Below are 25,782 nucleotides of genomic sequence, written 5' to 3' on the forward strand. Positions count from 1 at the left end.
TGACCCGAATTTGGGGAGGTTAGGCTCGGAGCATGCAGAGCCTGCGGATGATCGAGAACTGGCCGGTGCCCACCGCTGCGGCCGCCGTCGTACGAGCCGACGGGTCGGTGACCGGATCGCACGGCCCCCTGGAGCAGAGGTTCCCGCTGGCGTCGGTGACCAAGCCGCTGGCCGCGTACGCCGCCCTGCTGGCCGTCGAGGAGGGCGCCGTCGAGCTGGACGAGCCGGCCGGCCCCGAGGGTTCCACGGTCCGTCATCTGCTCGCGCACACCTCGGGGCTCGCCTTCGACGAGCAGCGAGTGATGGCCGCCCCCGGCACCCGCCGGATCTACTCCAACACCGGCTTCGAGGTGCTGGGCGACCACATCGCCAAGGCGACCGACATCCCCTTCCCGCAGTATCTGCACGAGGCGGTTCTCCAGCCGCTCGGCATGACCGCGACGGAACTGCCCGGCTCGCCCGCCAAGGACGGCGTCTCCACGGTCGCCGACCTGATCCGGTTCGCGGCCGAGCTGCAGGCGCCGCGACTGCTCGCGCCGCAGACGCTCGCGGAGGCGACGCAGGTGGTCTTCCCCGGGCTGACGGGCGTGCTGCCGGGCTACGGCCACCAGAAGCCGAACGACTGGGGGCTGGGCTTCGAGATCCGCGACGGCAAGTCGCCGCACTGGACGGGCGCCGGCTCCTCGCCGCGCACCTACGGGCACTTCGGGCAGTCCGGGACGTTCCTGTGGGTGGACCCGGATGCCGGGGCCGCCTGTGTGGCGCTGACCGACCGGGCCTTCGGACCATGGGCGATCGAGGTCTGGCCGAAGCTGACGGACGCGGTGCTGGACGAGCTGGCGCGGTCGGCCTGACACGGCGGGCCGGCGGGGCGGGCGCGTCCCGTGGGAGCGGGAAGCGGAATCGGGCCCGCCCGCTCACCCGTAGACCGGCTCCGGCCCCATCTCCCACATCAGGCACTCCGACGCCGCCAGCGCCGTCAGCTCCAGCTCGGTCCCGTCCGTGATCCGCGCCGCGTCGCCCGCCTCCAGGCGCTGCCCGCCGATCCCGATCGCGCCCCGCACGACGTGCACGTACACCCGCTCCGCGGCCGGGACGGCGGTGCGCTCACCGTCCGTGAGGCGGCGCACATGCAGCAGGGCGCCGGCCCGCGGGACCGCGTACGGAGTGCCGTCGGCGATGCCGCGGACGATCTCGTACGCCGGCTCCCCGCCGAATTCGCGCGGCGCCAGCCACATCTGCACGAAGCGCAGCGGGGCCCCGCCGGCGTTGCGCTCCACGTGCCGCACGCCGCCGGCGGAGCTGAGCCGCTGGAGATCGCCGGAGCGTACCGTGGTCTCGTGACCGGCCGAGTCGCGGTGGGTCAGCTCACCCTCGACCACCCAGGTCACGATCTCGGTGTCGCGGTGCGGATGCTCGTCGAAGCCGGCACCGGCCGCCAGCCGCTCCTCATTGCAGGCGATAAGCGCCCCGAAGCGCAGATTGTCCGGGTCGAAGTGGGGCCCGAAGGAGAATGCGTGCAGTGACTCGATCCCGCCGTCCGGATCGCCGCCCCGATAGCGTTCCTCGCCCCTGCGCACCTGAATCATGCGCCCACGGTAGCCCCGCCCCCTCACCTCCTCGCCCCGATAGTGCAGGCTTGTCCCGTGTCTGAACCCGCATCGCGCGACGCGCACCCGCACTCCGCGACCCTCCGGCGGCTGGAGAATTCCTCCGGCACGCTGGCGGCCGCGGCCATCGCCCGCATGGACGCCACGTTGCCGTGGTACCGCGCGATGCCCCCGGAGAACCGCTCCTGGATCGGCCTGGTCGCCCAGGCCGGTATCGCCGCGTTCACCGAGTGGTTCCGGCATCCGGAGACCCCGCAGGCGATCAGCACCGACGTCTTCGGCACCGCGCCGCGCGAGCTGACCCGGGCGATCACACTGCGCCAGACCGTCGAGATGGTCCGGACGACCATCGAGGTCATGGAGGCGGCGATCGACGACGTCGCGGCCCCCGGCGACGAGTCCGTACTGCGCGAGGCGCTCCTGGTGTACGCCCGGGAGATCGCCTTCGCCACCGCCCAGGTGTACGCGCAGGCCGCCGAGGCCCGCGGCGCCTGGGACGCCCGCCTGGAGTCGCTCGTGGTCAACGCGGTGCTCTCGGGGGAGGCCGACGAGGGCGCGGTCTCCCGGGCGGCGGCACTGGGCTGGAACTCCCCCGAGCACGTCTGCGTGGTGCTGGGCACCGCCCCGGACGGCGACAGCGAGCTGACCGTGGAGGCGATCCGGCGGGCCGCCCGGCACGCCAAGCTCCAGGTGCTGACCGGCGTGCTGGGCTCGCGCCTGGTGGTGATCGCGGGCGGTTCGGACAATCCGCTCAAGGCGGCGAAGGCGCTGATCGGCCCGTATGCCGCCGGCCCCGTGGTGGCCGGTCCGGTGGTCTCCGACCTCCTGGCGGCGACCCGTTCCGCGCAGGCCGCGGCGGCCGGTCTGCGGGCGTGCGCGGCCTGGCCGGACGCCCCGCGCCCGGTGCTCGCGGACGATCTGCTTCCGGAACGCGCGATGGCCTCCGACCCGGTCGCGCGGGAGCAGTTGGTGGAGGAGATCTACAGACCGCTGGAGGAAGCCGGGTCGGCCCTCCTGGAGACGCTGAGCGTCTATCTTGAGCAGGCGAGCAGTCTGGAGGGCGCGGCCCGGATGCTGTTCGTCCACCCCAACACCGTGCGCTATCGGCTGCGACGTGTGACGGACGTCACCGGGTGGTCACCCTCCGATGTGCGCTCGGCCTTCACCCTCCGTATCGCGCTGATTCTGGGGCGTCTGGCTGACGGTGAGGCGCAACTCTAGACTTTTGTCGGAGACCAACAATTACCCCGATGGTTCTTCGTCCTTGTCCCCACGGGCGGGCGGAACCACCCACAAGAGAGAGTGTGAGGGTGCTCGTACTCGTCGCTCCCGGCCAAGGCGCCCAGACGCCCGGCTTCCTGACCCCCTGGCTCGACCTCCCCGGTGTCGAAGACCGGCTCCGTGAGTGGTCGGCCGCCATCGACCTCGACCTGGTCCACTACGGCACGAAGGCGGACGAAGAGGAAATCCGCGACACCGCGGTGGCGCAGCCGCTGCTGGTGGCGTCCGCCCTGATTTCCGCCCGTCAGCTGTTCGCGACGGCCGACGACGTCTCCTCCAAGGTCGGCGCCGCGGCCGGCCACAGCGTCGGCGAGCTCGCCGCCGCCGCGCTGACCGGCACGCTCTCCGACGAGGCCGCGATGGGGCTGGTACGCCGCCGTGGCCTGGCGATGGCCGAGGCCGCCGCCGTTACCGAGACCGGCATGGCCGCGCTGCTGGGCGGCGACGAGGACGTCGTCATCCCGCACCTGGAGCGGCTGGGCCTCACCCCGGCGAACGTCAACGGCGCCGGCCAGATCGTCGCGGCCGGCACCGCCGAGCAGATCGCCGCGCTGGTCGAGAACAAGCCGGAGGGCACTCGCCGGGTCGTACCGCTGAAGGTGGCCGGCGCGTTCCATACTCACCACATGGCACCCGCCGTCTCCGCGCTGGAATCCGCGACCGCTTCGCTGTCGGTCGCCGATCCGCACACCCGTTACGTCTCCAACAAGGACGGGCAGCTGGTCTCCTCCGGTCAGGAACTGGTGCAGCGGCTGGTCGGCCAGGTGGCCAACCCCGTGCGCTGGGACCTGTGCATGGAGACCTTCAAGGCGCTCGGCGTCACCGCGCTCATCGAGGCCGCCCCCGGCGGCACGCTCACCGGCCTGGCCAAGCGCGCCCTGCCCGGCGTGCGGACCCTCGCCCTCAAGTCGCCCGACGACCTCGACGCGGCCCGCACGCTGATCGCCGAGGCGTCCGCCGCCACCGCTGCTGGCTCGGCACCGGCCGAATAGGAGTCCGAAGCGCATGACCTCGAAGATCAAGCCCTCCAAGGGCGCTCCGTACGCCCGGATCATGGGCGTCGGCGGCTACCGGCCGACCCGTGTGGTGCCCAACGAGGAGATCCTCAAGCACATCGACTCGTCCGACGAGTGGATCCGCTCGCGGTCCGGTATCGCGACCCGCCACTGGGCGGGCCCCGAGGAGACCGTGGCGCAGATGTCGGTCGAGGCGTCCGGCAAGGCCATCGCCGACGCCGGCATCACGCCCGAGCAGATCGGTGCCGTGATCGTCTCCACCGTCTCGCACTTCAAGCAGACCCCGGCGATCGCGACCGAGATCGCGCACCGCATCGGCGCCGGCAAGCCGGCCGCCTTCGACATCTCGGCGGGCTGCGCGGGCTTCGGCTACGGACTGACCCTCGCCAAGGGCCTGGTGACGGAGGGTTCGGCGGAGTACGTCCTGGTCATCGGCGTCGAGCGGCTGTCGGACCTGACCGACCTGGAGGACCGCGCGACGGCCTTCCTGTTCGGTGACGGCGCCGGCGCCGTGGTCGTCGGCCCGGCCAACGAGCCGGAGATCGGCCCGACGGTCTGGGGCTCGGAGGGCGACAAGGCCGACACGATCAAGCAGACCCTCGGCTGGGACGTCTACCGTTCCACGCCGTTCCCCGGAGGCGACGGGCCCGAGGCGCGCCCCGCCCTGGAGGAGATCCGGTACCCCGCCATCACCCAGGAGGGCCAGTCGGTCTTCCGGTGGGCGGTGTTCGAGATGGCGAAGGTCGCCCAGCAGGCGCTGGACGCGGCCGGAGTCAGCCCGGACGACCTGGACGTCTTCATCCCGCACCAGGCCAACATGCGGATCATCGACTCGATGGTGAAGACTCTGAAGCTGCCGGAGAGCGTGACGGTCGCCCGCGACGTGGAGACCACCGGCAACACCTCGGCCGCCTCCATTCCGCTCGCCATGGAGCGGCTGTTGGCGACCGGACAGGCCAAGAGCGGCGACACCGCGCTGGTCATCGGCTTCGGGGCGGGTCTCGTGTACGCCGCGACGGTCGTTACCCTCCCCTAGGCAAGATCTGCGCAGCACCGTCCGTCTCCGGACGTGCCGGGCGCCGCACGGATCTTCACCGCAAGTAACGCAGTTTCCCCTTAAAATGACCGAAGGAGCGCCATCATGGCCGCCACTCAGGAAGAGATCGTCGCCGGTCTCGCCGAGATCGTGAACGAGATCGCCGGGATCCCCACCGAGGACGTCCAGGTGGACAAGTCCTTCACCGACGACCTGGACGTTGACTCGCTGTCCATGGTCGAGGTCGTCGTCGCCGCCGAAGAGCGCTTCGACGTGAAGATCCCGGACGACGACGTCAAGAACCTCAAGACCGTCGGCGACGCGACCGACTACATCCTCAAGCACCAGAGCTGATCCAGCTCCCGCGCATGTCGCCACCCTGCGGTGGCGCCGTCGATTCAGACCCCTCTACCCGTGGAGTAAGAATTCCCGTGAACGCGACCAATCGCACCGTGGTCGTCACCGGTATCGGCGCAACCACACCGCTGGGTGGCGACAGCGCTTCGACCTGGGAGGCCCTGCTCGCCGGACGCTCCGGTGTCAGCCCCCTCGAACAGGACTGGGCTGCCGACCTGCCCGTCCAGATCGCCGCTCAGGCGGCCGTCGACCCGGCGGAGGTCCTTCCCCGGGCACAGGCGCGCAAGCTGGACCGTTCGGCGCAGTTCGCGCTGATCGCCGCCCGCGAGGCCTGGGCGGACGCCGGTTTCACCGCCAGGGCCGGTGAGCCCGACGCCGCCGCCGGCGCGGCCGGCTCGGTCAACCCCGACCGGCTGGGCACCGTCATCGCCTCCGGCATCGGCGGCGTGACCACCCTGCTCGGCCAGTACGACATCCTGCGGGAGAAGGGCGTGCGCCGCGTCTCCCCGCACACGGTGCCGATGCTGATGCCCAACGGCCCGTCCGCCAACGTCGGCCTGGACGTGAACGCCCGCGCGGGTGTGCACACCCCGGTCAGCGCCTGTGCGTCCGGCTCGGAGGCGATCGGCTACGCCATCGAGATGATCCGTACGGGCCGTGCCGACATCGTCGTCGCGGGCGGTACGGAGGCGGCCATCCACCCGCTGCCGATCGCCGCGTTCGGCAACATGATGGCGATGTCCAAGAACAACGAGGACCCGCAGGGCGCCTCCCGCCCGTTCGACGTCGCCCGCAACGGCTTCGTCCTCGGTGAGGGCGCCGGCGTGATCGTCCTGGAGTCCGCCGAGCACGCCGCCAAGCGCGGTGCCAAGGTCTACGCCGAGGCCGTCGGCCAGGGCGTCTCCGCGGACAGCCACGACATCGTGCAGCCCGAGCCGTCCGGCAACGGCATCGCGCACGCCCTGCAGAACCTCCTCGACGGCAGCGACCTCGACCCGGCCGAGATCGTGCACGTCAACGCGCACGCCACGTCCACGCCGCAGGGCGACCTGGCCGAACTGAAGGCGCTGCGCAAGGTGTTCGGCGACGACACCGACCACATGGCGGTCTCCGCCACCAAGTCGATGACCGGTCACCTCCTGGGCGGCGCGGGCGGCGTCGAGACGGTCGCCGCCATCCTGGCGCTGTACCACCGGGTGGCGCCGCCGACCATCAACATCGACGAGCTCGACCCGGAGGCCGACGCGGACATCGTCCGCGGCGAGGCCCGCAAGCTGCCGGCCGAGGGCCGGATCGCGGCACTGAACGACTCGTTCGGCTTCGGCGGCCACAACGTCGTGCTCGCTTTCCGCACGGTCTGAGGCGCGCCAGCAGACGCGTAGGAGGGCCCGCCCGGTGACACGTTCACCGGGCGGGCCCTCCGCCTTTCCCAGGCCGGCGTTTCGAGCCGGTTTCCGCCGCTCTCAGTCGTCGAAGCTGGCGAAGTACGCCGCCGCGCCGTCCTCGTCGCCGTGCCCCTGCGCCTCGGCCCGGCGGAAGCGGTCGGCCGCCGCCTGCGCCAGATCCACCCGTACGCCGGCCCGGTGGGCGGCCTCGGTGATCAGGCGGGTGTCCTTGCGGGCGGCGGAGACGGTGAAGCTCGCGGGGTACTCACCGGACAGGATGAGCTCGGACTTCATCCGCAGATACGGCACGTCCAGCGCCCCGCCGGCGACCGCCGCGAGCACCTCGCGCGGGTCCACGCCGAGTCCCTTGGCCAGCGCCATGGTCTCCCCCGTGCCGGTGATGAGCGTCATCACCCAGTTGTTGACGACCAGTTTGAGCCGGCTGGCGGCCCCGCTCGCACCGTCCTCGCCCACCCACTGGGTGCGGCTGCCGACGATCCCGAAGACCCGCTCGGCGCGCTCCCGCACGTCCGGTGCGCCGGCCGCCAGAATCGTCAACTCCCCCTTCTCGGCAGGCGCCTTGGTGCCCAATACGGGGGCGTCGACGAACCGCAGTCCGTGGTCGTCGGCGAAACGGGCGAGCGGGTCGAGCGCCTCGTCGCCCACCGTGCTCATCTGGAGCCAGAGGGCGCCGGCGGGCAGCGCCGGGGCGGCCTGCCGCACCGCGTCGAGGACGGCGTCCCCGTCGAGCAGCATGGTGAGCACCACCTCGGCGCCGTCCACCGCCTCGGCGGGCGTGTCGGCGATCCGGACCCCGTCGGCCGCCAGCGGCTCGGCCCTGGCCCGGGTACGGTTCCAGGCGCGGACGTCCAGCCCGGCCCGGGCGAGGTTGCGGGCCATCGCCGCGCCCATGATTCCGGTACCCAGGACGGCTACTGACAGCGTGTCGGGAGAGTTGTTGTCGGCCATGAGGGCACGCTAAGTCTTCGAGCGCACTCCAGGACAACCGCTGCGGCGTGTCGCCCTTCGGGCGCCACGGCGGCGGCGTCGGACGACCTGGTGCAGCCAGCGCACTGGCGCCTAGCTCCTCATACGGCCTGGTGCAGGCAGCGCACCGGGGCGCCTCGCTCCCCAGACGGCCTGGCACAGGCAGCGCATGGGGCGCCTAGCTCCTCAGACGACCTGGTGCAGCCAGCGCACCGGGGCGCCCTCGCCGGCGTACCGGAAGGGCTCCAGTTCGTCGTCCCAGGGCTTGCCGAGGAGTTTGGCGACCTCGGCGGCCAGCTCGGTCTCGCCGCGCGCGGAGCGGGCGACGGCGGCGCGCAGCCGGTCCTCGGGGATCAGGATGTCGCCGTGGATGCCCGTAACGGCGTGGAAGATGCCCAGGTCAGGGGTGGAGCTGTAGCGCTCACCCTCGGCGCTGGCGCAGGGTTCCGCGGTCACCTCGAAGCGCAGCAGGTGCCAGCCGCGCAGCGCGGAGGCGAGCTTGGAGGCCGTACCGACCTCGCCCTGCCAGGAGAATTCGGCTCTCCACGTGCCCGGCGACGCCGGCTGCCGGATCCAGTCGAGGTTGACGCGCACCCCGAGGACGCCCGCCACGGCCCATTCGACGTGCGGGCACAGCGCGCGCGGAGCGGAGTGGACGTACAGAACTCCACGTGTCGTCACCGGGACCTCCAGTGCGGTTCGAGGTTCGCCTTCCCCAGCGGCCTCGTGCCCGTTCCGGTTGCGGCCGGGACAGTTGTCATTCTGCCCCAGTGATCACTTCGGCACCAGCCTGCGAGGTGACCTACAGTAAACACCATTAGGCGGAATTTGCCGCAAAAGGGACAGGAAATGACGTGATGTAATTTGTCTGTGCCGACCGCACGTGCCACTTTGGGTCACCGCCCGGCAGGCACGGGGCAAAGCTACCGCGCGGTGCCGGACGAGGGGGTGACGTACCGTCGGTACCCGAAGAGATATCACTCGCACGCCGGAGGGGACAGGGGATGACCCAGATCGATCGGCCCTTTCGCCTCCGTCACCACGGTCCTCGCGCACGCCGCACACGCACCGTCACCGCCGTCTCCGCCCTGCTGCTCGCCCTCGCCTCCTGTAGTGCCGGCAGCGGCGCACCTCCCCACTCCAGCCCGTCGGCCGGACGGCAGGCGAAACCGGCACCCGCCTGGCGCACCCACCCCCGCTCGATCGCGGCGCTCGGTGACTCGATCACCGTCGGCTTCAACGCCTGCACCATCCTCTCCGAATGTCCCGAGGTCTCCTGGTCCACCGGCACCGACCCCAAGGTCGACAGCCTCGCCCGACGCCTGGTGAAACGCCCCGCCACCCACAGCTGGAACTTCGCCCGGGCCGGCGCCCTGATGGACGACCTGCCCGGCCAGGTGGCCGCCGCGGCCGTACGGAAGCCCGAACTGGTCACGGTCCTGATCGGCGCCAACGACGCCTGCCGCACCGATGTCGGATCGATGACCCCGACGGCCTCCTTCCGCGCCGACTTCACGCGCTCCCTGAGGGCGCTGCGGCGCTCCCTGCCGCACACCCAGGTCTATGTCGCGTCGGTGCCCGACCTGTTGCGGCTGTGGTCCGAGGGACGCAAGAACCCGCTCGGCAAGGAAGTCTGGAAGCTCGGCATCTGCGGTTCGATGCTGCGGGATCCGGACGACCTGACCAAGCCGGCCCAGGACCGGCGGGAGAAGGTGCGCGAGCGGGTCATGGCCTACAACTCGGCGCTGGCCGACGTCTGCGGCAAGGACCCGCTGTGCCGCTTCGACCCCGCCGTCTTCGACTACCGGTTCACCGGGCGCCAGTTGAGCACCTGGGACTGGTTCCACCCGGGCGCCGGCGGCCAGAAGGAACTGGCCGAGCTGGCGTTCCGCACGATCACGCGCCGGCAGGGGTAGCGGGGCCGGCCAGCGGGCCGGTTCAACGGGCCGGCTCGGCGAGACCGTCCGCCCAGCCGGTCCGGCCCTTTGGGCGGGCGGTCGGTGTGCGGTGTGTCGGTGTGCGGTGTGTCGGTGTGTGGTGTGTCGGTGTGCGGTGTGTCGGTGTGTGTCCGCAGGGCGCGCGGCGGGTTGCCTTCCGCCCGGCATCGGCTCCCGGGCGGGCATAGGCTCATGCCCATGAAGACGCAGGTCAGCAGGGAACCCTTCGGCACGCTGGACGACGGGACCGGCGTCGACCGCTGGACCCTGGAGTCGGGCGCCGGCCCGGACGCACTACGGGTGCGGGTCCTGACGTACGGCGGCATCGTCCAGACCATCGAGGCCCCCGACCGGGACGGCAGGTCCGGCCAGCTGGCGCTCGGCTTCCGCGACCTGGCCTCCTACGTGGCCCACGGCGGCTCCCACTTCGGCGCGTTGGTCGGCCGCTACGCCAACAGGATCGCCGGGGCCGCCTTCCCCCTCGACGGCAGGACGTACCCGCTCACGGCGAACGACGGGCACAACAGCCTGCACGGCGGGCCGCGCAACTTCTCCCGGGTGGTGTGGGACGCCCGGGAGGTCGAGGGCGGGGTGGAGCTGCACCGGGTCAGCCCCGACGGCGAGGAGGGCTTCCCCGGCAACCTGGACGTGCGGGTGACCTACACCCTCTCCCCCGGCCCGCGCGGCGGCACCCTGCACCTCTCCTACGACGCGCACTCCGACGCCCCCACCGTCCTGAACCTCACCAACCACACCTACCTCCACCTGGGCGGCGACGGCAACGGCAGCGCCACCGGGCACGAGCTGCGGCTCGCCGCCAGCCGCTACACGCCCGTCGACGACACCGGCATTCCGCTGCCCGGCGCGCCGGCCGCGGTCGCCGGTACCCGCTTCGACTTCCGCGCCGCCCGCGCGGTGGGCGACCCGTACGACCACAACTTCGTGCTGGACGGCGGCGTGACCACGACCCCGCGCCCGGTCGCGGAGCTCTACGACCCGGCGTCCGGCCGCGCCCTCGAACTGGCCACCACGGAACCCGGTCTGCAGCTCTACACCGCCGACCATCTCGACGGTTCCCTGACCGGCTTCTCCGGCTTGCCCTACGGCCCGGCGGCCGGCCTCGCCCTCGAAACCCAGCACTTCCCGGACTCCCCCAACCGCCCGGACTACCCCAGCACCGTCCTGCGCCCGGGCGAGGTCCACCATTCCGAGACCGTGTACCACTTCTCCGTGCGACCGCGGGAGGCGGGCGCTGCGTCGTGAGCCGGGGGCCGAGGGCGGAGGGCCGTGAGCCGGGGGCCGGGAGCCGGAGGCCTGGGGGCGGGAGCCGGAGGCCGGAGGCCGAGGGCCAGGAGCCGAGGGCCGGGGGCCGTTGGGGGGCTCCCCGGGGAGGGCGGCGCTCAGGGGTGAGGGGCGCCTCCCCCTAGGGGACTCTCATACCGTGCGGTGATGCCAAAGGTCATACCCTGCGGTGACGATTCCCGATTCGCGATACCCGAAGATGATCAGTGTCCGGCCCACCCGGTCCGGAACCGCTTCGGTCCCCTTCCCTTCGTCTCGGGAGACGTATCACCATGGCCCGCCTCCGCGCTCCTCATCTCGTCCTGTCCTGTGCGGCCTTGACCGCGCTGGTGGCCGGCTGCTCGCTCTCCGATTTCGGCCCGACCAAAGAGGCGAAGCGCACGTACACCGTGGGCGGAAAGATCACTGCTCTCTCGGCGACGACCCACGGCGGGGACATCGAGGTGGTCCCGGTCGCGGCCGGCGGCTCGGTGAAGGTCACCGAGAAGTACCGCTACAACGACCGCAAGCCGACCCCGGCGCACAGCGTCAAGAACGGCCAGTTGACCCTGAAGGCCGAGGACTGCGGCATGGGCCGCAAGTGCGAGGTGGACTTCAAGGTGCTGCTGCCGCGCGACGCCTCCGTCAATCTGCACACCAGCGGCGGGGACGTCATCGTCCACGGCACCTCGGGCGCCATCGACGCGGAGACCAGCGGCGGCGACGTCACCATTGCGGACTCCACGGCCCGCAGAGCCCAGGCCAGAACCAGCGGCGGAGACGTCGACCTGACGCTGACCACGATGCCCGACGACATCTCGGCCCGCACCAGCGGAGGCAACGTCACCGTCCGTCTCCCGAAGGGCAGCTACGCGGTCAACGCCACCACCTCCGGCGGCACCAGCAAGGTCTCCGTACCGACGGACCCGAACTCCCCCCACAAGGTGACGGCCCGGACCAGCGGGGGTGATGTGTCGGTGCGGACCTCTTAGTCAAGGACCGACCGGCCACAGACGACTGCGGTGACCGGCGCTGGCTATCACGTGGCGTTTTCTGTGGCTTTCAGGTGGCGGTGACCTCGTCTGTCAGGTGGCGTTGGCCTCCTCTGTCCGGCGGCGGTGACCTCGGCTGTCAGGTGGAGGTGACGTCCCGTGTCCGGCGGCGGTGACCTGCGCTGTCAGGTGGCGGTGACCTCGGCTGTGAGGCGGCGGTCGGTGAAGCTGTGGGCGGCTTCGACGGTGTAGACGCCCTTGATCCGGCGCCAGTCGCCTGCCGCCTCGTCCCAGATCTCGAAGGCCCGGTCCGGCAACGGGATTTCGGCCTCGGCGCTCTCACCGGGCCCGGCCTCGACGGCGGCGAAGCCGACCAGCCAGCGGGCCGGTCGTTCGGGTGCCGTCGGGGTGGCGGTCGGGGCGAGCGAGGCGGCGGCCGAGGTTGGGGTGGGGTCGGCGTGCGGGGCGGACGGGGTGCTCGGCGGGTTCGTGGGGGTGGGGCTCAGGTAGATCTGGACGATTTCGCGGCCGGGGCGGGGCCCTGCGTTGCGGAGGCGTACGCGTACCGAGTCGGGGGTGGTGTCCAGGGACTCGTACTCCCAGTCGGTGTAGCCGAGGCCGTGGCCGAAGGGGTAGGCGGGGGCGGGGAGCGACGCGTCGCGCTGCCAGGCGCGATAGCCGATGAACGGGCCCTCGGAGTACGCGAGTTGGCCGTTGGTGGGAGTGACCGTGGTGACCGGGGCATCGCCGAGGCGGGCCGGCCAGGTGGTGGGGAGCCGACCGCCGGGCTCATGGGTCCCGAGCAGGACGTCGGCGAGTGCGGCACCGGCCTCCTGCCCGGGGAACCAGCTCAGCAGGACCGCGGCGACCTGCTCGCGCCAGGGAAGTTCCACCGGAGAGCCGGAGTTGACCACGACGACGGTGCGCGGGTTGACCGCGGCGACGCGGGTGACCAGCTCGTCCTGGCGGCCGGGAAGCCGTAGATCGCGGCGGTCGAAGCCCTCGGACTCGACCTCTTCGGTCGTGGCGACGACCACGACCGCCACATCGGAGGCGGCCGCGGCGCGGACCGCTTCGTCGATCTCGGCGTCCGCGTCGAGCTGCGGCGCGCTGTGGCCGAGGGTGAAGTTCAGCGCGTCCATGCCCTCCCCCAGCCCGAGGCTGCGCGGTACGAACCGCAGGGTGACGTCGATCCGCTCCCCCGCCGCCAGTTCCGCCGTCACCTGCTGCTCGACGGGGTTCATGAACGCCTCGAAGGGGTCGCTGCCCTCGGGTGTGACGGTGTCGTCGAAGAGGGCCGTGCCGCCCACGGTCAGCCGGAGGGCGCCGGTCCCGGCGACGGCGAAGGTGTGCGCGCCGCTGAGCTGGGGGGTGTAGCTGCCGGTCAGTTCGACGGCGCTGAGGTTCTGCCGGGTGACGCCGGCGGGGAAGCGGCCCATCACCTGCACCTTCCCGTCGAACTGCGAGGTTTCGGCCAGCAGGTTGCCGTCCGCATCGAGGTAACGGGCGTGCAGGGTGAACCCTTCGCGGGCGTGCGGGATCCGGGTGCGCGGGTCGGCGCCGACGGCGAAGGTGACCTCGACGTCGTCGGGCAGGGCCGCGCGGAGTCCTTCCAGCGGGGAGACGATCCGGTCGGGGAAGACGGTCGCGGATCCGCCGCCGAGGACACGGGCGTCGCGCGCGGTGGCTCCGATGACGGCGAGGGAGCGGATCGCCGTCGCGTCGAGGGGGAGCAAACGGCGGGCCCCGCCCGCTGGTCGGGTGGTCGCCGCCGCACCGATTACGGCTTCGTGGGCTGCCGTTTCGTGGGCTGACGTTTCGTGGGCCGCCACTTGGTGGGACGCCGCTTCGTGGGCTGTCGTCTCGTGGGCTGTCGTCTCGTGGGCTGTCGTTTCGTGGGCCGTCGTCTCGTGGGCTCCGGGTTCATCGACGACCGGCGCCTGGGCTGTCCCCGTCCCGCGCCGCGCCCGGTTGTCCGCCGTCGGCGCATCGGCCAGCTGTTCACCGGCGACCGGTTCGTTGCGGAGCAGGACGAACGCGCGTCGGGCGATTTCGCGGGCCATCGCGGGGCCGTCGATGGCCTGGGGTACGTCGGCCGGGGCGACGGCGGCGGGTACGCCCGCGAGGCATCCCGTCCGGGCGGCGAGCAGGAGTACGCGGCGGACCGCGTCATCCACCTCGTTTTCGGCGACCTCACCGGCTCGGACGGCCTCGGCGAGCGGGGCGCCGTACACGGTGCGCGGGCCGGGCATCGCCACGTCCAGGCCGCCACGCAGCGCCCGGACGGTGTCGCGGGCGGCCGTCCAGTCGGAGACGTTGCAGCCGTCGAAGCCCCATTCACCGCGCAGGACCTCCTGGACGAGGTAGCGGTGTTCGGTCATCGTCGAGCCGTTGACCTGGTTGTACGCGGTCATGATGCCCCAGGGGCGGGCGTGGGTGACGATGTGCTCGAACGGCGCGAGGTACAGCTCGCGCAGCGGGCGGGGAGCGATGCGGTTGTCGACGGTGAGCCGGTCGGTCTCGGCGTCGTTGCCGACGAAGTGCTTGACCGTAGTGGCGACGCCGCCTTCCTGCACCCCTCGTACGTATCCGGCGCCCATCACGCCGGTGAGGAGCGGGTCTTCCGAGTAGCACTCGAAGTGGCGGCCGCCCAGCGGGGAGCGGTGCAGATTGACGGTCGGCGCCAGGAGGACGTGCACGCCCTTGCGGCGGGCCTCCTGGGCGAGGAGTTGCCCGGCGCGGCGGGCGAGTTCGGGGTCCCAGGTGGCGGCCAGGGCGGTGGGGCTGGGCAGGGCGACCGAGGGGTCCTCGGCGCTCCATTCCTGGCCGCGTACGCCGATCGGGCCGTCCGACATCACCAGCGACCGCAGGCCGATCTCGGGGACGGCCGGGAGGGTCCACATGTCCTGGCCGGAGAGCAGCCGGACCTTGGTGTCGAGGTCGAGCGCGGTAAGCGCCCGTTCGACGGCCGCGGCGTGTGCGTCGGCGAGCGCCGCCCCGTATGCGTCGGCGTGTGTCTCGGCGTGTGTCTCGGCGTGTGTCTCCGCACGAGTGGGGGCGTGGACGGGCGCGGTGTCGCGGGAGGGGCGGTCTGACTGGGCGTCGGTCATACGGCTCTCCGGTCTCGCTGGCGGGGCCTGTTGGGGCTGTGGATCCTGAGGGACCTGAGGGACCTGAGAGACCTACGGGTCCCGGACGTCATGGGGCCCTGGCCGGATTCTGATCCCCTGACCTCCCGAACGGTAGGCATTGTAACGTTTCCGTTACCTTGCCCGTACGAGTTCTCCACGCCGGGGTTACGCTCGGCCGGTGACTGCACGAGAGCGAGGCGCCTCCCGCGACGGCCGGCCGGGGCCGCGGCGCGGCGGTGGCGGACGGGAGGCCCAGCGCGCGGAGCGGCGCGAGGCCATCCTGGAGGCCGCCATGGAACTCATCGCCGAGCGGGGCTACCGCCGCACCTCACTGGCCGCCGTCGCCGAGCGCGCCGGGCTGACCCAGCAGGGGCTGCTGCACCACTTCCCCACCAAGGAACTGCTGCTGGTCGCTGTGCTGGAGGCACGCGACCGTTGGGACCTGGCCTCGTCCGTCGCCGCATCCGGCACTTGGCGTACCGACACCCTCGCTCAGCTCGTCGACTACAACGCCACCCGCCCCGGCATCGTCCAGACCTACACCGTCCTGTCCGCCGACAGCGTCACGGAGGGCCATCCGGCCCGCGCGTTCTTCGAGTCCCGCTTCCGGACCGTACGCGCGGCGATGGCGGCCGCGCTACGGGCCGAGTTCGGGGACCGGCTGCCCGGCGGGCTGACGCCGGAGCGTGCGGCTCCGCTGCTGGTCGCGGTGATGGACGGGCTCCAGCTGCAGTGGCTGCTGGACCCGGAGAACGTCGATATGCCCGTGGCGTTCCGGGACTTCGTGGCGTTGCTCAAGGGCGGGGAGGGCGAGGGGACGAGCGACGGGGAGGGCCAGGGGACGAGCGACGGGAAGGGCGATGGGGAGGGCGACGGAGAAGGCACCCTCCGGAGGACGTGACGGGCGGGCCGGTGGGCGTGAGGGCGGGTGTGAGGGACGTCGGAATGCCGGAACATCGGGACACCGGAACGCCAGGACGTTAAGGACGCCGGGACGTTAAGGACCTCGGGACGTCGGGGCGTCGGGGCTTCTACCGGAGAGGTGTGAGGCAGGAGGTCGTCATCCCGTCCGAGCTGTACTTGGTGTCGGCCAGGTAGTCCCCGTCGGCGCACTGCTCTCCCGAGGAGTGGCCCGTGCGGGTCACCTTGAACTGTGCATCGGCCGATCCGCAGTCCAGTGTCCGCAGGTCCTGGTCGTGCCAGTCGCCGTCATTGTGTACGCAGTCGCCGACGACGAGGGTCTGCGCCTTCTCCACTCCGGTAGTGGACGAGCTGTCGTGCGGGTCGTCTGCGAGCAGGCCGATGATGAACAGCACCGGCAGCAGCAGCGCGAGCAGCGTCATCGGCACCAGGAACAGCATCGCCTCGGGGCGGCGGGTGAGCGACTTGCCCGGATCGAGCGGGGGTCGGAAGCCGCCCATCGGAGGCGCCAGTTTGCGGAAGCGGGACCGGGGGCCGAGGTTGATCAGGAGAGTGAGCGGCGTGATGGCCACGGAGAGCGGGCTCCACCACCCCTGCCACAGGGTTTTCGCCGACATCTCCCGGTAGGTGGCCAGTCCGCACGAACGGCAGAACATGCCGCTGCGGCTGAGGAACCGCATGACGTAGAGGATGCCCTGGTGGCCTCGTACGGTGGCCTGGACGGCGGGCTGCGCACCGCAGAACATGCAACCGGGTGCGGGGGCCGCCGCCCCGTAGGACTGGGCGTACGGATCCGGGTGCTGGTGGGGCGGGTACTGGTGCTGGGGCGGGTACTGGTGCGGCGGGTACTGCTGGGGCACCGGCGGTTGCTGAGGGTACGGATACGCGTGGGGTGCCTGGGCTGCCTGGTTCGGGGCCGAGGTCGGGGTCGGGGCCGGAGTCGGGGTCGGGTAACCCGGTTGCGGGCCGTACGGGTTCGGGCCGGCCTGGCTCGGCGGCGGAGCGTACGGGTGCGGGCCGTGCGGTGGTGGCGGAGTGGCCACAGAGATCCCCCTGAGTCTCACGGAAAACAAGTCCGGTACATGTCATGTCGCGCACGTATCGCGTCACGTATCGCGTCATGGATCACGGGTCTTGGGTCATGTCATGTCCGGATTCGAGCGCGGTGCCGGTGGCTTGGCGTTCGGGAGCGGACCAGAACCGGCCCCGGACCGGACGGGAAACCCTATCCGTGACCGCGCGGGGCCGTGCACCCGCCCTCTACCGTCGCGGCCCGCGCCCCCGCTTTACTCACCCCATGAGATCGCTCTTCAACCCCTCACGCATGGCGCACACCGGACGCTCAACTGCGCGGCTGGGCACGCTCGGTGTCGCGCTGTTGGCCGCCGTTCCGCTGTCCCTCCCGGCCCCATCGGCCGCGGCGACCCCGACCCGCACGACGACCGCCACCACCACACCCACCGCAGCCTCCATAGCCTCCGCGCCACCCACAACGAGCGCCCCTCCGGCTACGGCGACGGACCTCACCGTGGAGGAAGGCCGACTGGCGCAGACCGCCCCTCAGGAGATCCTGCGACGCAGTGGATTTGCCGTATGGCCGCGGAAGTTCGGGCGCGGGCTGGCGCGGATGAGCACGTATCCACAGGCCAGGCGGTATGTGGAGGCGGAGGGACGGGCGTTGTGGCGGCGTGCCGTGGACCGGGCGCAGGGGCGCGGGCCCGCGGGCGGCGACCTCAGCCGGGACGACGACCGCCCGCTGTATTGGGCGCGGTTGGGGATGTCGAAGGAACTGCGGCAGTGGCGGCCGGGCTTCGAACTGTCAGCCGCGCAACGCGCCGCGCTGCTCGGCAGGTTGGAGCGCGGCTCGCGGGGCCAGGACTCGATCGAGCTGCCCGCGGGCAAGCACCTGCTGCGGATCGTGGTGACCGGGTTCGACCCGTTCCAGCTGGATGCCGATCCGCGGCGGAGCAATCCGTCGGGAGCGGCGGCGCTCGCGCTGGACGGGACGACGATACGGACCGCGTCGGGTGAGCCGGCGCGGCTCGAGGCCGCGGTCTTCCCCGTACGGTGGGCCGATTTCGTGCAGGGGACCGTGGAGCGAACCCTGGCACCGTATTTCCGGCACGGGCCGCGGCAGGTGGATCTGTTCACGACGATCAGCCAAGGGCGGCCGGGGCGGTTCGACGTGGAGCGGACCAACGGGGCCTGGCGGGGCGGCTATCCGGACAATGTGCGGGAGTCGCGTACGGAGACCGTGCCGATTCCGCCCGGGGTGCCGACCGTTACGCCACAGCCGCAGTGGACGACCACGAGTCTGCCGTACGCGCGGATCGTGGCGGCCGGTACCGGGCCGTACCCGGTGGTCGATCACACCGCGGTGACGGAGATCCCGGCGGGCGGTACGGCGCCGGTCGAGCGGCCGGACGGTCCGACTCCGGGGTCCACCGCTCGGGCCGGGGGCGGCGGGGACTACCTGTCCAATGAGATCGCTTATCGGGCGACGCTGTTGCGGGATGCGGTAGGGCGTCCGGCGCTGCCGGGCGGGCATCTGCACACCCCTGTCCTGGAGTTCGGGCCCGGCAACACGGACCCGGAGAACGGGCAGGTCACCGACCCGGTCCTGGTGCAGAACCGGTTGGCGATCACCCGGCAGGTGCGGGAGATCGTGACGGTGGCGGCCGACTCGGCGAGCGGCGCTGAGGCCGGTACGTCGTAGCGAAAGGAAGGGGCGAGCGGGCTCGACCAGCCAGGCGCGACCGGGCCTGCGAAGAGTTATCCACAGGCCCGCACGCGGCGGGGCCGCGGCGGGCATCATGGGGGAATGATCACCGCAGCCGCACAGTTCGCCCCCGTGCCAGGGGATATCGAGGCCAACGCCGCGCGGATGGCCGCGCTCATCGGCGAGGCCGCCGGCCGTGACGCCGGCCTGGTGGTGTTTTCCGAACTCGCCCTGACGCACTACGACCTGCGGCTCATAGCGGCCGATCCGGACCGGCTGACGGTCGCTCCCGACGATGCCCGGCTGGCGCCGGTCCGGGATGCCTGCCGGGCGAGCGGGGTGGCGGCGGTGGTGAACGCCGCGGGCCGGGCCGTCGAGCCCGGCGGCCGGCCGACGATCTCCTCGTTCGTCTACGGACCGGACGGCGCCCTGCTGACCCGTTACGACAAGGTCCATCTGTCCGACGACGAGAGCGAGGTCTTCGCGCCGGGCAGCGCCGACGGCCGGTTCTTCCTCGGCGGGATCCGGTTCGCGCTGGCCACGTGCTTCGACAACAGTTTCCCCGAGGTGCCGGCGCGGGCCGCGGCGGACGGCTGCCGGGTGTATCTCTCCAGCGCCTTCCACGATGCGGCGGAAGGGTTGGCGCGGTACGGCGCGATAGCGCGGGAGCACGGCCTCCTCGTCGTGCTCGCCAACGGGATGGAGGTCGGCAGTCCCGGGCCGGCCTGCGGACTGAGCGGAGTCTGGCTGCCGTCGGGCGAGCGGGTGGCGGCGGCCGCCGAGTGGACCGCGCCGGTGCCGGGCGACGGTGCGGAGCTGGTGGTGAGCGACGTCCGTGACCGCATCACGCTGATGTCGAATCCGGCGGTGGCGGCGATACCGGTCAAGGAGTGCGGTGAGCAGCTGGTGGACGTGCGGACCGCGGTGCCCGGTCTGCTGGTGGCCGCGGACCGGCGCGACGAGCGGGGTGCGTTCGCGTATCTGCGGGAGGGAGTGCTGCGGCGGCTGCTGGACGCGCAGCGGGCGCTGCCGGACGGGCTGCGGCTGCAGTTCGTCGAGGGGTACCGCCCGCCGGGCCTCCAGCGGCGCTATTTCGAACAGTACGCGGACGAGCTGCGCGCCGCGCACCCGGACTGGGACGGGGCACGGGTCCATGAGGCCGCCAGCCGGTATGTGTCCCCGCCGGAGATAGCGCCGCACAGCGCGGGTGGTGCGGTGGACCTCACGCTCGTCAGCGCAGACGGCGAGGAAGTCGACATGGGCACACCGATCAACGCCTCCCCGGAGGAGAGCGACGGTGCCTGCTACACGGCCGCGCCGGGCTTGTCCCCCGCGGCGCGCGAGCACCGCCGCATACTGAGCGCCGCGCTCACCGCCGCCGGGCTGGTCAACTACCCGACGGAGTGGTGGCACTGGTCCTACGGCGACCGCTACTGGGCAGTGGCGACCGGCGCGGACCGTGCGCTGTACGGACCGAAGGAGCTGGGGAACTGAGGGAGTTGAGGAACTGACGGAGCTGGGGGACTGACGGAGTTGAGGAGCTGATGGAGCTGGGGGAACTGGCGGAGTTGGGGGAACTGAAGGAGGAAGGGGCGGAAGGACGGGGAGCAGGCGCGGGCCGCCTGCGTCCCCGGCGAGGCCGGGGACGGTGGGCGCGCGCCGGTACTCGCCTCAGCTGCCGCCGCCCGCGTCCTGGGCGGATTCCGGTACCAGGGCTTCCAGTTCGGCGCGGGTGGGGTACGAGGGCTGGGCGCCCGGCTTGGTGACGGCTGCGGCTCCGACCCGTACGGCGAAGCGGGCGGCCTCGGGGAGGGTGTCGCCGCGGGCCAGGCGGGTGGCCAGGGCACCGGTGAAGGCGTCGCCGGCGCCGGTGGTGTCCACGGCCTTGACGCGGACGCCGGGCACCTCGGTGGCTCCGGAGGCGTCCAGGACCAGCGCGCCGTCGCCGCCGAGGGTGACGACGACGGAGCGGGCGCCCTGGTCGCGCAGTGCCGCGGCCCACTCGGCGGGCGTGCCGTCGGCGCGGCCGGAGAGCTGACGGGCTTCGTGCTCGTTGACCACCAACGGATCGGCGACTGCGAGGAGTTCGGGAGCCAGGGCCGTCTGGGGTGCCGGGGAGGGGTTGAGGACGACGCGGGTGCCGGCCTGTTCGGCGGCGGCTGCGGCGGCCCGTACGGACTCCATGGGGATCTCCAGCTGGAGGGAGACCACCGCGGAGGCGGCGATGGTGTGCTTCGCCGCGGCCACGTCCTGCGGGGTGAGGGCGGCGTTGGCGCCCGGGGAGACGACGATGCTGTTGTCGCCGTCCGGATCGACGATGATCATCGCGGTGCCGGTGCGGGCCGACTCGTCCACGATGACCGGTGTGACGTCGGTGCCCGCCTCGCGCTGGGCGTGCAGCAGCAGTTCACCGTAGGCGTCGCCGCCGACCCGGGCGAGCAGCGCGGTGCGGCCGCCGATCCGGGCGGCGGCGGCCGCCTGGTTGGCGCCCTTGCCGCCGGCCGATTCGACCAGGTCCGTGCCGAGCACGGTCTCTCCCGCGCCGGGCCGTCGCTCGACCCGTACCGTCAGATCCGCGTTGGCCGAGCCGACCACCAGGACGTCATACATGCGCCGTTCTCCCGTTTCCGAGCGTCGCCCGGCCCCGCCGATGGCTGTCCATGCGCCGCTCTCCTTCTGTTCTCGTGTGTGGTGCGTGAGTCATGTTGTTGCAGTCGAGGATGTTGCTGTCGAGGTTGTTGCTGTCACGCGTGTTGTGGCGGCGTGTGGGTTTCCGTGTGTTGCCGTCGCGTGTCAGTTGTTGCCGTCGCGTGTGGGGTCTTGCTGCCGTGTGGGGTGATGCTGCCGTGTGGGGTGTTGCTGCCGTGTGTGTTGTTGTCGTCGTGCCTGCCGTTGCTGTCCTGCGGGTTGCATGAGCCCGCACCTGGGATCGGGTCTGTGGGTGGGCCTCATCCGCCGTCGAACGTGGCCGCGTTCTTGCGGGTCACCAGGACCACCGGGACCTTGACCGACTGCGGCAGCTTCTCACCGTGGGCGGCCTTCAGGGCCCAGTCCACGGCCTGTTTGCCGAGGAGTTCCGGCTGCTGGGCGATGGTGGCGGTCAGGGTTCCGTTGCGGACGGCCGTGATCCCGTCGGGTGTCCCGTCGAACGCCACCACCTGGACGTCCTTGCCCGACCGGCCGCCCAGCGCCTTGGCGGCGCCGAGCGCCATCTCGTCGTTGGCGGCGAAGACCCCGGTGAGGTCGCGGTGGGCCTGGAGCATGTTGGTCATCACGTCCATGCCCTTGGTGCGATCGAAGTCGGCGGGCTGGCGGGCGACGACCTGGATGCCCGGGTACTTCCTGAGGCCCTCCTCGAAGCCCCGGCCGCGCTCGCGGGCGGCGGAGGTGCCGGGCTGCCCTTCGAGGAAGGCCACCTTGCCCTTGCCGCCGAGCGATTCGGCCAGTGTCTTCGCGGCGAGCCGGCCGCCGGCGACGTTGTCGGAAGCGATGGTCGAGCCGACCGTGCCGCCGTTGACGCCGCGGTCCAGGGAGATGACCGGCACCTTCGCCCGGTTGGCGACGCCGACGGCCGGGACGGCGGCGTCGGAGTCGACCGGGTTGATGATGGCGGCCTTGACGTTCTGGCTGGTGAAGGTCTCCATCTGGTTGATCTGCTGGGTGGGGTCGTTCTGGGCGTCGGTGATGTTGATGTGCAGCCCGCGGGCGTCGGCCTCGGCCTGCGCGCCCTTCTTGATGCCGACGAAGAACGGGTTGTTCATCGTGGACAGGGCGAGCCCCAGGTCGGTGTTGCCGCCGCGGTCGCAGCCGGTGAGCGCGAGCGCGGCCGTGAGGGTCCCGGCCACCGCCATCGCGAGCGTCCCGCTACGCGCACGCCCACCAGCATCCCTGCGAGCACGCCCACGGGCCTCCCCGCGCGCCCTCCTCCGGGCATCCCGGCGGGCATCCGTGTGCGTACCCCCAGGGGCGTCGCCGCGGCGCGTGCGCGCGTCCGCGCCCGCCCTCATCGGGTGCTCCGGCGGCGCAGCGTGTCCAGGAGGACCGCGAGGGCGATGACCAGGCCGGTGGCCACCTGCTGCCAGAAGGCCGACACGCTCAGCAGGTTGAGGCCGTTGCGCAGCACGGCCAGGATCAGGGCGCCGATGAGGGTGCCGGACGCCTTGCCGGAGCCGCCGGAGAGGCTGGCCCCGCCGATCACCACGGCCGCGATCGCGTCCAGTTCGTAGCCGGTGGCCGCCTGGGGCTGGGCGGAGGTGAGGCGGGCCGCGAGCACGATGCCGGCGACCGCCGCGAACAGCCCGGACAGCGCGTAGATGACGAGCTTGCGGCGCTTGACGTGGATGCCGGAGAGACGGGCCGCCTCCTCGTTGCCGCCGATCGCGAACATCGCGCGTCCGGCGTACGTGCGGGCCAGGATCAGGGCGGCGACCAGCCCCATGCCGATCATGACGAGCACCGGTACCGGCAGCCAGCCGCCGAGGGTGTCACCGAGCCTGCTGACCGAGGCGGGGAAGGGGATCGGCGAGCCGCCGGAGATGACCAGGGCCAGACCGCGGCCCACGGACAGCATCGCCAACGTCGCGATGAACGCGGGCAGTTTGCCGTACGCGACCAGTGCGCCGGAGAGCAGTCCGGATCCCGCGCCGACCGCGAGGCCGAGCAGTACGGCGATCCAGACCGGCAGGCCCTGGCCGGTGGCGGCCCAGGCGACGACGGTGGCGGCGAGCCCGGCGACCGAGCCGACGGACAGGTCGATGCCGGCCGAGACGATCACGAAGGTGACGCCGAAGGCGAGGATCGCGGTGACCGATGCCTGGACGCCGACGTTGAGGAGGTTCTGGCCGTTGAGGAAATCCTTGGAGAGCGCGGCCATCACCACGACCAGGGCGGCCAGGCCGCCGAGCGGGCCGTTCTTGAGGACCGCCCGGGAGAACCACGCCGCGGGCCGGTGGCCGCCCGCCTCCCGGTCCGGTGCCCGTCCCACCGCCTCGGCGGCGGCTCCCGTCTTCAGCTCAGCGGACATCGGAGCCCTCCATCGCGCTCTTGTCGGTGTGGTTGCGGTGGCCGGCGCCGCGGTCGGTGCCGTGGGCCGTGCCGCGGTCGGTGCCGTGGGCCGTGTGGAGGGCCAGCTCCATCACGGCGTCCTGGGTGGCCTCTTCGGCGGTGAGCTCTCCGGCCAGCCGGCCCTGGGACATCACCAGCACCCGGTCGCTCATGCCGAGCACCTCCGGCAGGTCGCTGGAGATCATCAGGACCGCCCGGCCGGACGCCGTCAGCTCGTTGATGAGCTGGTAGATCTCGACCTTGGCGCCGACGTCGATGCCCCGCGTGGGCTCGTCGAGGATCAGCAGCCGGGTGTCCGCGAGCAGCCACTTGCCGATGACGATCTTCTGCTGGTTGCCGCCGGAGAGCGTCCGGGCGGACTGCGCCAGGCCGCTCATCCGCACCTTCAACTGCTCGGCCACGGTGGCCGCCCGGCGCCGCTGGGCGCCGCGGTCCACCAGCCCGCCACGGGTGTCGCGGGTGAGCCGGGCCAGGGTGAGGTTGTCCTGGAGGGACGCGTCCAGGACCAGGCCCTGACCCTTGCGGTCCTCCGGTACGAGGCCGAGGCCGGCGCGCATCGCGGCGCGGACATCGCCCCGGGCCAGTCGCTCGCCGTCGATCTCGACCGTGCCGGCGTCATACGGGTCCACCCCGAAGACCGCCCGGGCCACCTCGGTACGGCCCGCGCCGACCAGTCCGGCCAGGCCCACGACCTCACCGGCGCGCACCTCGAAGTCGACGTCCTGGAACACCGGTCCGGTCCCGCGGCCGTGGCGGGTCAGGCCGCGGACCCGCAGCAGCGGCGGGCCGGGCCGGTCGGGGCGCTGCCGCGGGTACTGCTCGGCGATGTCCCGGCCGACCATGAGGCGGATCAGCTCGTCCTCGCCGGTCGAGGCCGGTACCTGGGCGACGGAGCGGCCGTCGCGCAGCACGGTGACGCGGTCGCCGAGCGCGCCGATCTCCTCCAGGTGGTGGGTGATGAAGAGGATGCCGACGCCGGCGTCGCGCAGTTCGCGGACGATCCCGAAGAGGGTGCTCACCTCCTCGGAGGTGAGCACCGCAGTCGGCTCGTCCATGATCAGCACCCGGGCGTCGAGGCTGAGCGCCTTGGCGATCTCGACCATCTGGAGGCGGGCGATGCCCAGTTCGGCGACCGGGGTGTCCGGGGAGACGTCCAGCCTTACGCGGCGCAGCAGTTCGGCGGCGCGGGCCCGCATCGTCTTCTTGTCGATGAGGCCGAGGCGGGTGCGGGGCTGACGGCCGAGGAAGAGGTTCTCGGCGACGGTCAGACCGGGGACGAGGGTGAACTCCTGGTAGATGGTGGCGATGCCGAGCCGCTCGGCGTCCTGGGCGGAGCGGATGTGCACCTCGCGCAGATCGCCGCCGGGACGGGTGCCGGGCCTGGTGGTGGGCCTGGTGCCGGGCCTGGTGGTGGGCTTGGTGGTGGGCTTGGCGCCGAGCCTGGGGGTGGACTTGGTGGTGGGCCCGGCCTCGGGGCGGTCCGGCCCGGTGGCAGGCACGTCCGGCCCAGTGGCAGGCACGTCCGGCCCGGCGGCAGGCACGTCCGGCCCGGCGGCGAGGATGCGGCCCTGGTCGGGGCGGTGGGCGCCGGAGAGCATCTTGATGAGCGTGCTCTTGCCCGCGCCGTTCTCACCGAGGAGGACGTGCACCTCGCCGCGGCGCAGGCTCAGGTCCACGCCGTCCAGCGCGCGCACCCCGGGGAAGGACTTGGTCACCCCCTCCACGCGCAGCATTTCGCGGCCGTCCGGCACGTCGTCCGGTGCGCGGCCCGGCACATCGGCCGGTGCGCTGTCCGGTATGCCGTCCGGAACGTCGTCGTTGACGCCGGTCATGCGCTGCCCCTCTCATCCTCATGTGACTGCTCGCCGGTGACTGCTTGTTGTCGGCTGCTTGCTGGTGTGGCTGCTCGCTGGTGTGGCCGCTGGTGCGACGGCTGTGGTGGCCGCCCGCCGATCCGGCTGGTGGTGTGGCTGCTCGGGTGGTCCTCGGAGACGAAGTGCGGGGTCGGAGACGGTCGGGAACGGGTGCCGGGGGTGCGCTGCCGGGTGCCCAGGGGTCGGGGGTC

The 25,782-nt window shown here is 72.1% G+C and carries 19 protein-coding genes and 2 pseudogenes; 13 read left to right on the top strand and 8 right to left on the bottom strand.

The features are described 5' to 3' along the window. Nucleotides 1–32: 32 nt before the first annotated feature. Nucleotides 33–854 (top strand): serine hydrolase domain-containing protein, encoded by an 822-nt coding sequence (locus V2J85_RS21510; RefSeq protein ID WP_261951736.1) that lies wholly within the window; start codon nucleotides 33–35, stop codon nucleotides 852–854. 63 nt (nucleotides 855–917) lie between these two features. On the opposite strand, the gene V2J85_RS21515 is transcribed toward V2J85_RS21510, so the two are convergent. Then, nucleotides 918–1,589: a pirin family protein gene (locus V2J85_RS21515; protein ID WP_261951735.1), complete on the bottom strand. Its 672-nt coding sequence runs from the start codon at nucleotides 1,587–1,589 to the stop codon at nucleotides 918–920. A gap of 57 nt (nucleotides 1,590–1,646) precedes the next feature. Between V2J85_RS21515 and V2J85_RS21520 the strand changes: the two genes are divergently transcribed. From V2J85_RS21520 to V2J85_RS21540, 5 genes are all read left to right on the top strand, one after another. Then, the gene (locus V2J85_RS21520) at nucleotides 1,647–2,831 is read left to right on the top strand and encodes a PucR family transcriptional regulator (RefSeq protein ID WP_030414586.1); all 1,185 of its coding nucleotides are present in this window, start codon (nucleotides 1,647–1,649) and stop codon (nucleotides 2,829–2,831) included. An 89-nt stretch (nucleotides 2,832–2,920) separates the two neighbouring features. Next, on the top strand, nucleotides 2,921–3,883 hold the full coding sequence (locus V2J85_RS21525; protein WP_261951734.1) for an ACP S-malonyltransferase: 963 nt from the start codon (nucleotides 2,921–2,923) through the stop codon (nucleotides 3,881–3,883). A 13-nt stretch (nucleotides 3,884–3,896) separates the two neighbouring features. After that, nucleotides 3,897–4,943 (top strand): ketoacyl-ACP synthase III, encoded by a 1,047-nt coding sequence (locus tag V2J85_RS21530; protein WP_261951733.1) that lies wholly within the window; start codon nucleotides 3,897–3,899, stop codon nucleotides 4,941–4,943. A gap of 105 nt (nucleotides 4,944–5,048) precedes the next feature. Next, on the top strand, nucleotides 5,049–5,297 hold the full coding sequence (locus V2J85_RS21535) for an acyl carrier protein (protein WP_006605825.1): 249 nt from the start codon (nucleotides 5,049–5,051) through the stop codon (nucleotides 5,295–5,297). 77 nt (nucleotides 5,298–5,374) lie between these two features. Further along, nucleotides 5,375–6,661, top strand: a complete 1,287-nt coding sequence (locus V2J85_RS21540; protein WP_261951732.1) for a beta-ketoacyl-[acyl-carrier-protein] synthase family protein — start codon at nucleotides 5,375–5,377, stop codon at nucleotides 6,659–6,661. A gap of 102 nt (nucleotides 6,662–6,763) precedes the next feature. Here the strand turns inward: V2J85_RS21540 and V2J85_RS21545 are convergent, their stop codons facing one another. Then, nucleotides 6,764–7,654: an NAD(P)-dependent oxidoreductase gene (locus tag V2J85_RS21545; RefSeq protein WP_261951731.1), complete on the bottom strand. Its 891-nt coding sequence runs from the start codon at nucleotides 7,652–7,654 to the stop codon at nucleotides 6,764–6,766. 204 nt (nucleotides 7,655–7,858) lie between these two features. Then, complete coding sequence (locus V2J85_RS21550; protein ID WP_261951730.1) at nucleotides 7,859–8,353, bottom strand: DUF3145 domain-containing protein; 495 nt, start codon at nucleotides 8,351–8,353, stop codon at nucleotides 7,859–7,861. Nucleotides 8,354–8,676: 323 nt separating this feature from the next. Here V2J85_RS21550 and V2J85_RS21555 point away from each other — a divergent pair, with 323 nt between their 5' ends. The 3 genes from V2J85_RS21555 to V2J85_RS21565 all read left to right on the top strand — a co-directional run bounded on the left by V2J85_RS21555 (nucleotide 8,677) and on the right by V2J85_RS21565 (nucleotide 11,882). Next, a complete protein-coding gene (locus tag V2J85_RS21555; RefSeq protein WP_261951729.1) occupies nucleotides 8,677–9,588 on the top strand; it encodes a GDSL-type esterase/lipase family protein in 912 nt (303 codons plus the stop codon). A gap of 219 nt (nucleotides 9,589–9,807) precedes the next feature. Further along, nucleotides 9,808–10,872: an aldose epimerase family protein gene (locus tag V2J85_RS21560; protein ID WP_330822481.1), complete on the top strand. Its 1,065-nt coding sequence runs from the start codon at nucleotides 9,808–9,810 to the stop codon at nucleotides 10,870–10,872. 311 nt (nucleotides 10,873–11,183) lie between these two features. Further along, complete coding sequence (locus tag V2J85_RS21565; RefSeq protein ID WP_330822482.1) at nucleotides 11,184–11,882, top strand: DUF4097 family beta strand repeat-containing protein; 699 nt, start codon at nucleotides 11,184–11,186, stop codon at nucleotides 11,880–11,882. A gap of 185 nt (nucleotides 11,883–12,067) precedes the next feature. Here V2J85_RS21565 and V2J85_RS21570 read toward each other — a convergent pair whose 3' ends face one another. Beyond that, nucleotides 12,068–14,992 carry a beta-glucosidase gene (locus V2J85_RS21570; protein WP_330822483.1) on the bottom strand — a complete coding sequence of 975 codons (2,925 nt, stop codon included), beginning with the start codon at nucleotides 14,990–14,992 and terminating at the stop codon, nucleotides 12,068–12,070. A gap of 199 nt (nucleotides 14,993–15,191) precedes the next feature. Between V2J85_RS21570 and V2J85_RS21575 the strand changes: the two genes are divergently transcribed. Further along, on the top strand, nucleotides 15,192–15,914 hold the full coding sequence (locus tag V2J85_RS21575) for a TetR/AcrR family transcriptional regulator (protein WP_261951725.1): 723 nt from the start codon (nucleotides 15,192–15,194) through the stop codon (nucleotides 15,912–15,914). Nucleotides 15,915–16,044: 130 nt separating this feature from the next. Here the strand turns inward: V2J85_RS21575 and V2J85_RS21580 are convergent, their stop codons facing one another. Further along, a complete protein-coding gene (locus V2J85_RS21580; RefSeq protein ID WP_330822484.1) occupies nucleotides 16,045–16,794 on the bottom strand; it encodes a DUF3824 domain-containing protein in 750 nt (249 codons plus the stop codon). 437 nt (nucleotides 16,795–17,231) lie between these two features. On the opposite strand from V2J85_RS21580, the gene V2J85_RS21585 reads away from it, so the two are divergent. The 3 genes and pseudogenes from V2J85_RS21585 to V2J85_RS21595 all read left to right on the top strand — a co-directional run bounded on the left by V2J85_RS21585 (nucleotide 17,232) and on the right by V2J85_RS21595 (nucleotide 20,147). Further along, nucleotides 17,232–18,650, top strand: coding sequence for a pyroglutamyl peptidase (locus tag V2J85_RS21585; protein ID WP_330822485.1), 1,419 nt, complete (start codon nucleotides 17,232–17,234; stop codon nucleotides 18,648–18,650). Nucleotides 18,651–18,818: 168 nt separating this feature from the next. Further along, nucleotides 18,819–19,382 (top strand): annotated as a pseudogene (locus V2J85_RS21590) (carbon-nitrogen hydrolase family protein); the annotation flags it as partial. A 123-nt stretch (nucleotides 19,383–19,505) separates the two neighbouring features. Next, nucleotides 19,506–20,147 (top strand): M15 family metallopeptidase, encoded by a 642-nt coding sequence (locus tag V2J85_RS21595; RefSeq protein ID WP_330822494.1) that lies wholly within the window; start codon nucleotides 19,506–19,508, stop codon nucleotides 20,145–20,147. A gap of 177 nt (nucleotides 20,148–20,324) precedes the next feature. Here the strand turns inward: V2J85_RS21595 and rbsK are convergent, their stop codons facing one another. From rbsK to V2J85_RS21610, 3 genes and pseudogenes are all read right to left on the bottom strand, one after another. Continuing rightward, nucleotides 20,325–21,263, bottom strand: a complete 939-nt coding sequence (gene rbsK / locus V2J85_RS21600) for a ribokinase (RefSeq protein WP_330822486.1) — start codon at nucleotides 21,261–21,263, stop codon at nucleotides 20,325–20,327. A 338-nt stretch (nucleotides 21,264–21,601) separates the two neighbouring features. Continuing rightward, nucleotides 21,602–23,676: pseudogene (locus V2J85_RS21605) on the bottom strand (ABC transporter permease/substrate-binding protein). Further along, nucleotides 23,666–25,450, bottom strand: a complete 1,785-nt coding sequence (locus V2J85_RS21610) for a sugar ABC transporter ATP-binding protein (RefSeq protein WP_330822495.1) — start codon at nucleotides 25,448–25,450, stop codon at nucleotides 23,666–23,668. Before V2J85_RS21610 ends, V2J85_RS21605 begins: the two are co-directional and overlap by 11 nt. Nucleotides 25,451–25,782 lie beyond the last annotated feature (332 nt).

This window comes from Streptomyces bugieae (genome assembly GCF_036352915.1).
Lineage (GTDB): Bacteria > Actinomycetota > Actinomycetes > Streptomycetales > Streptomycetaceae > Streptomyces > Streptomyces endophytica.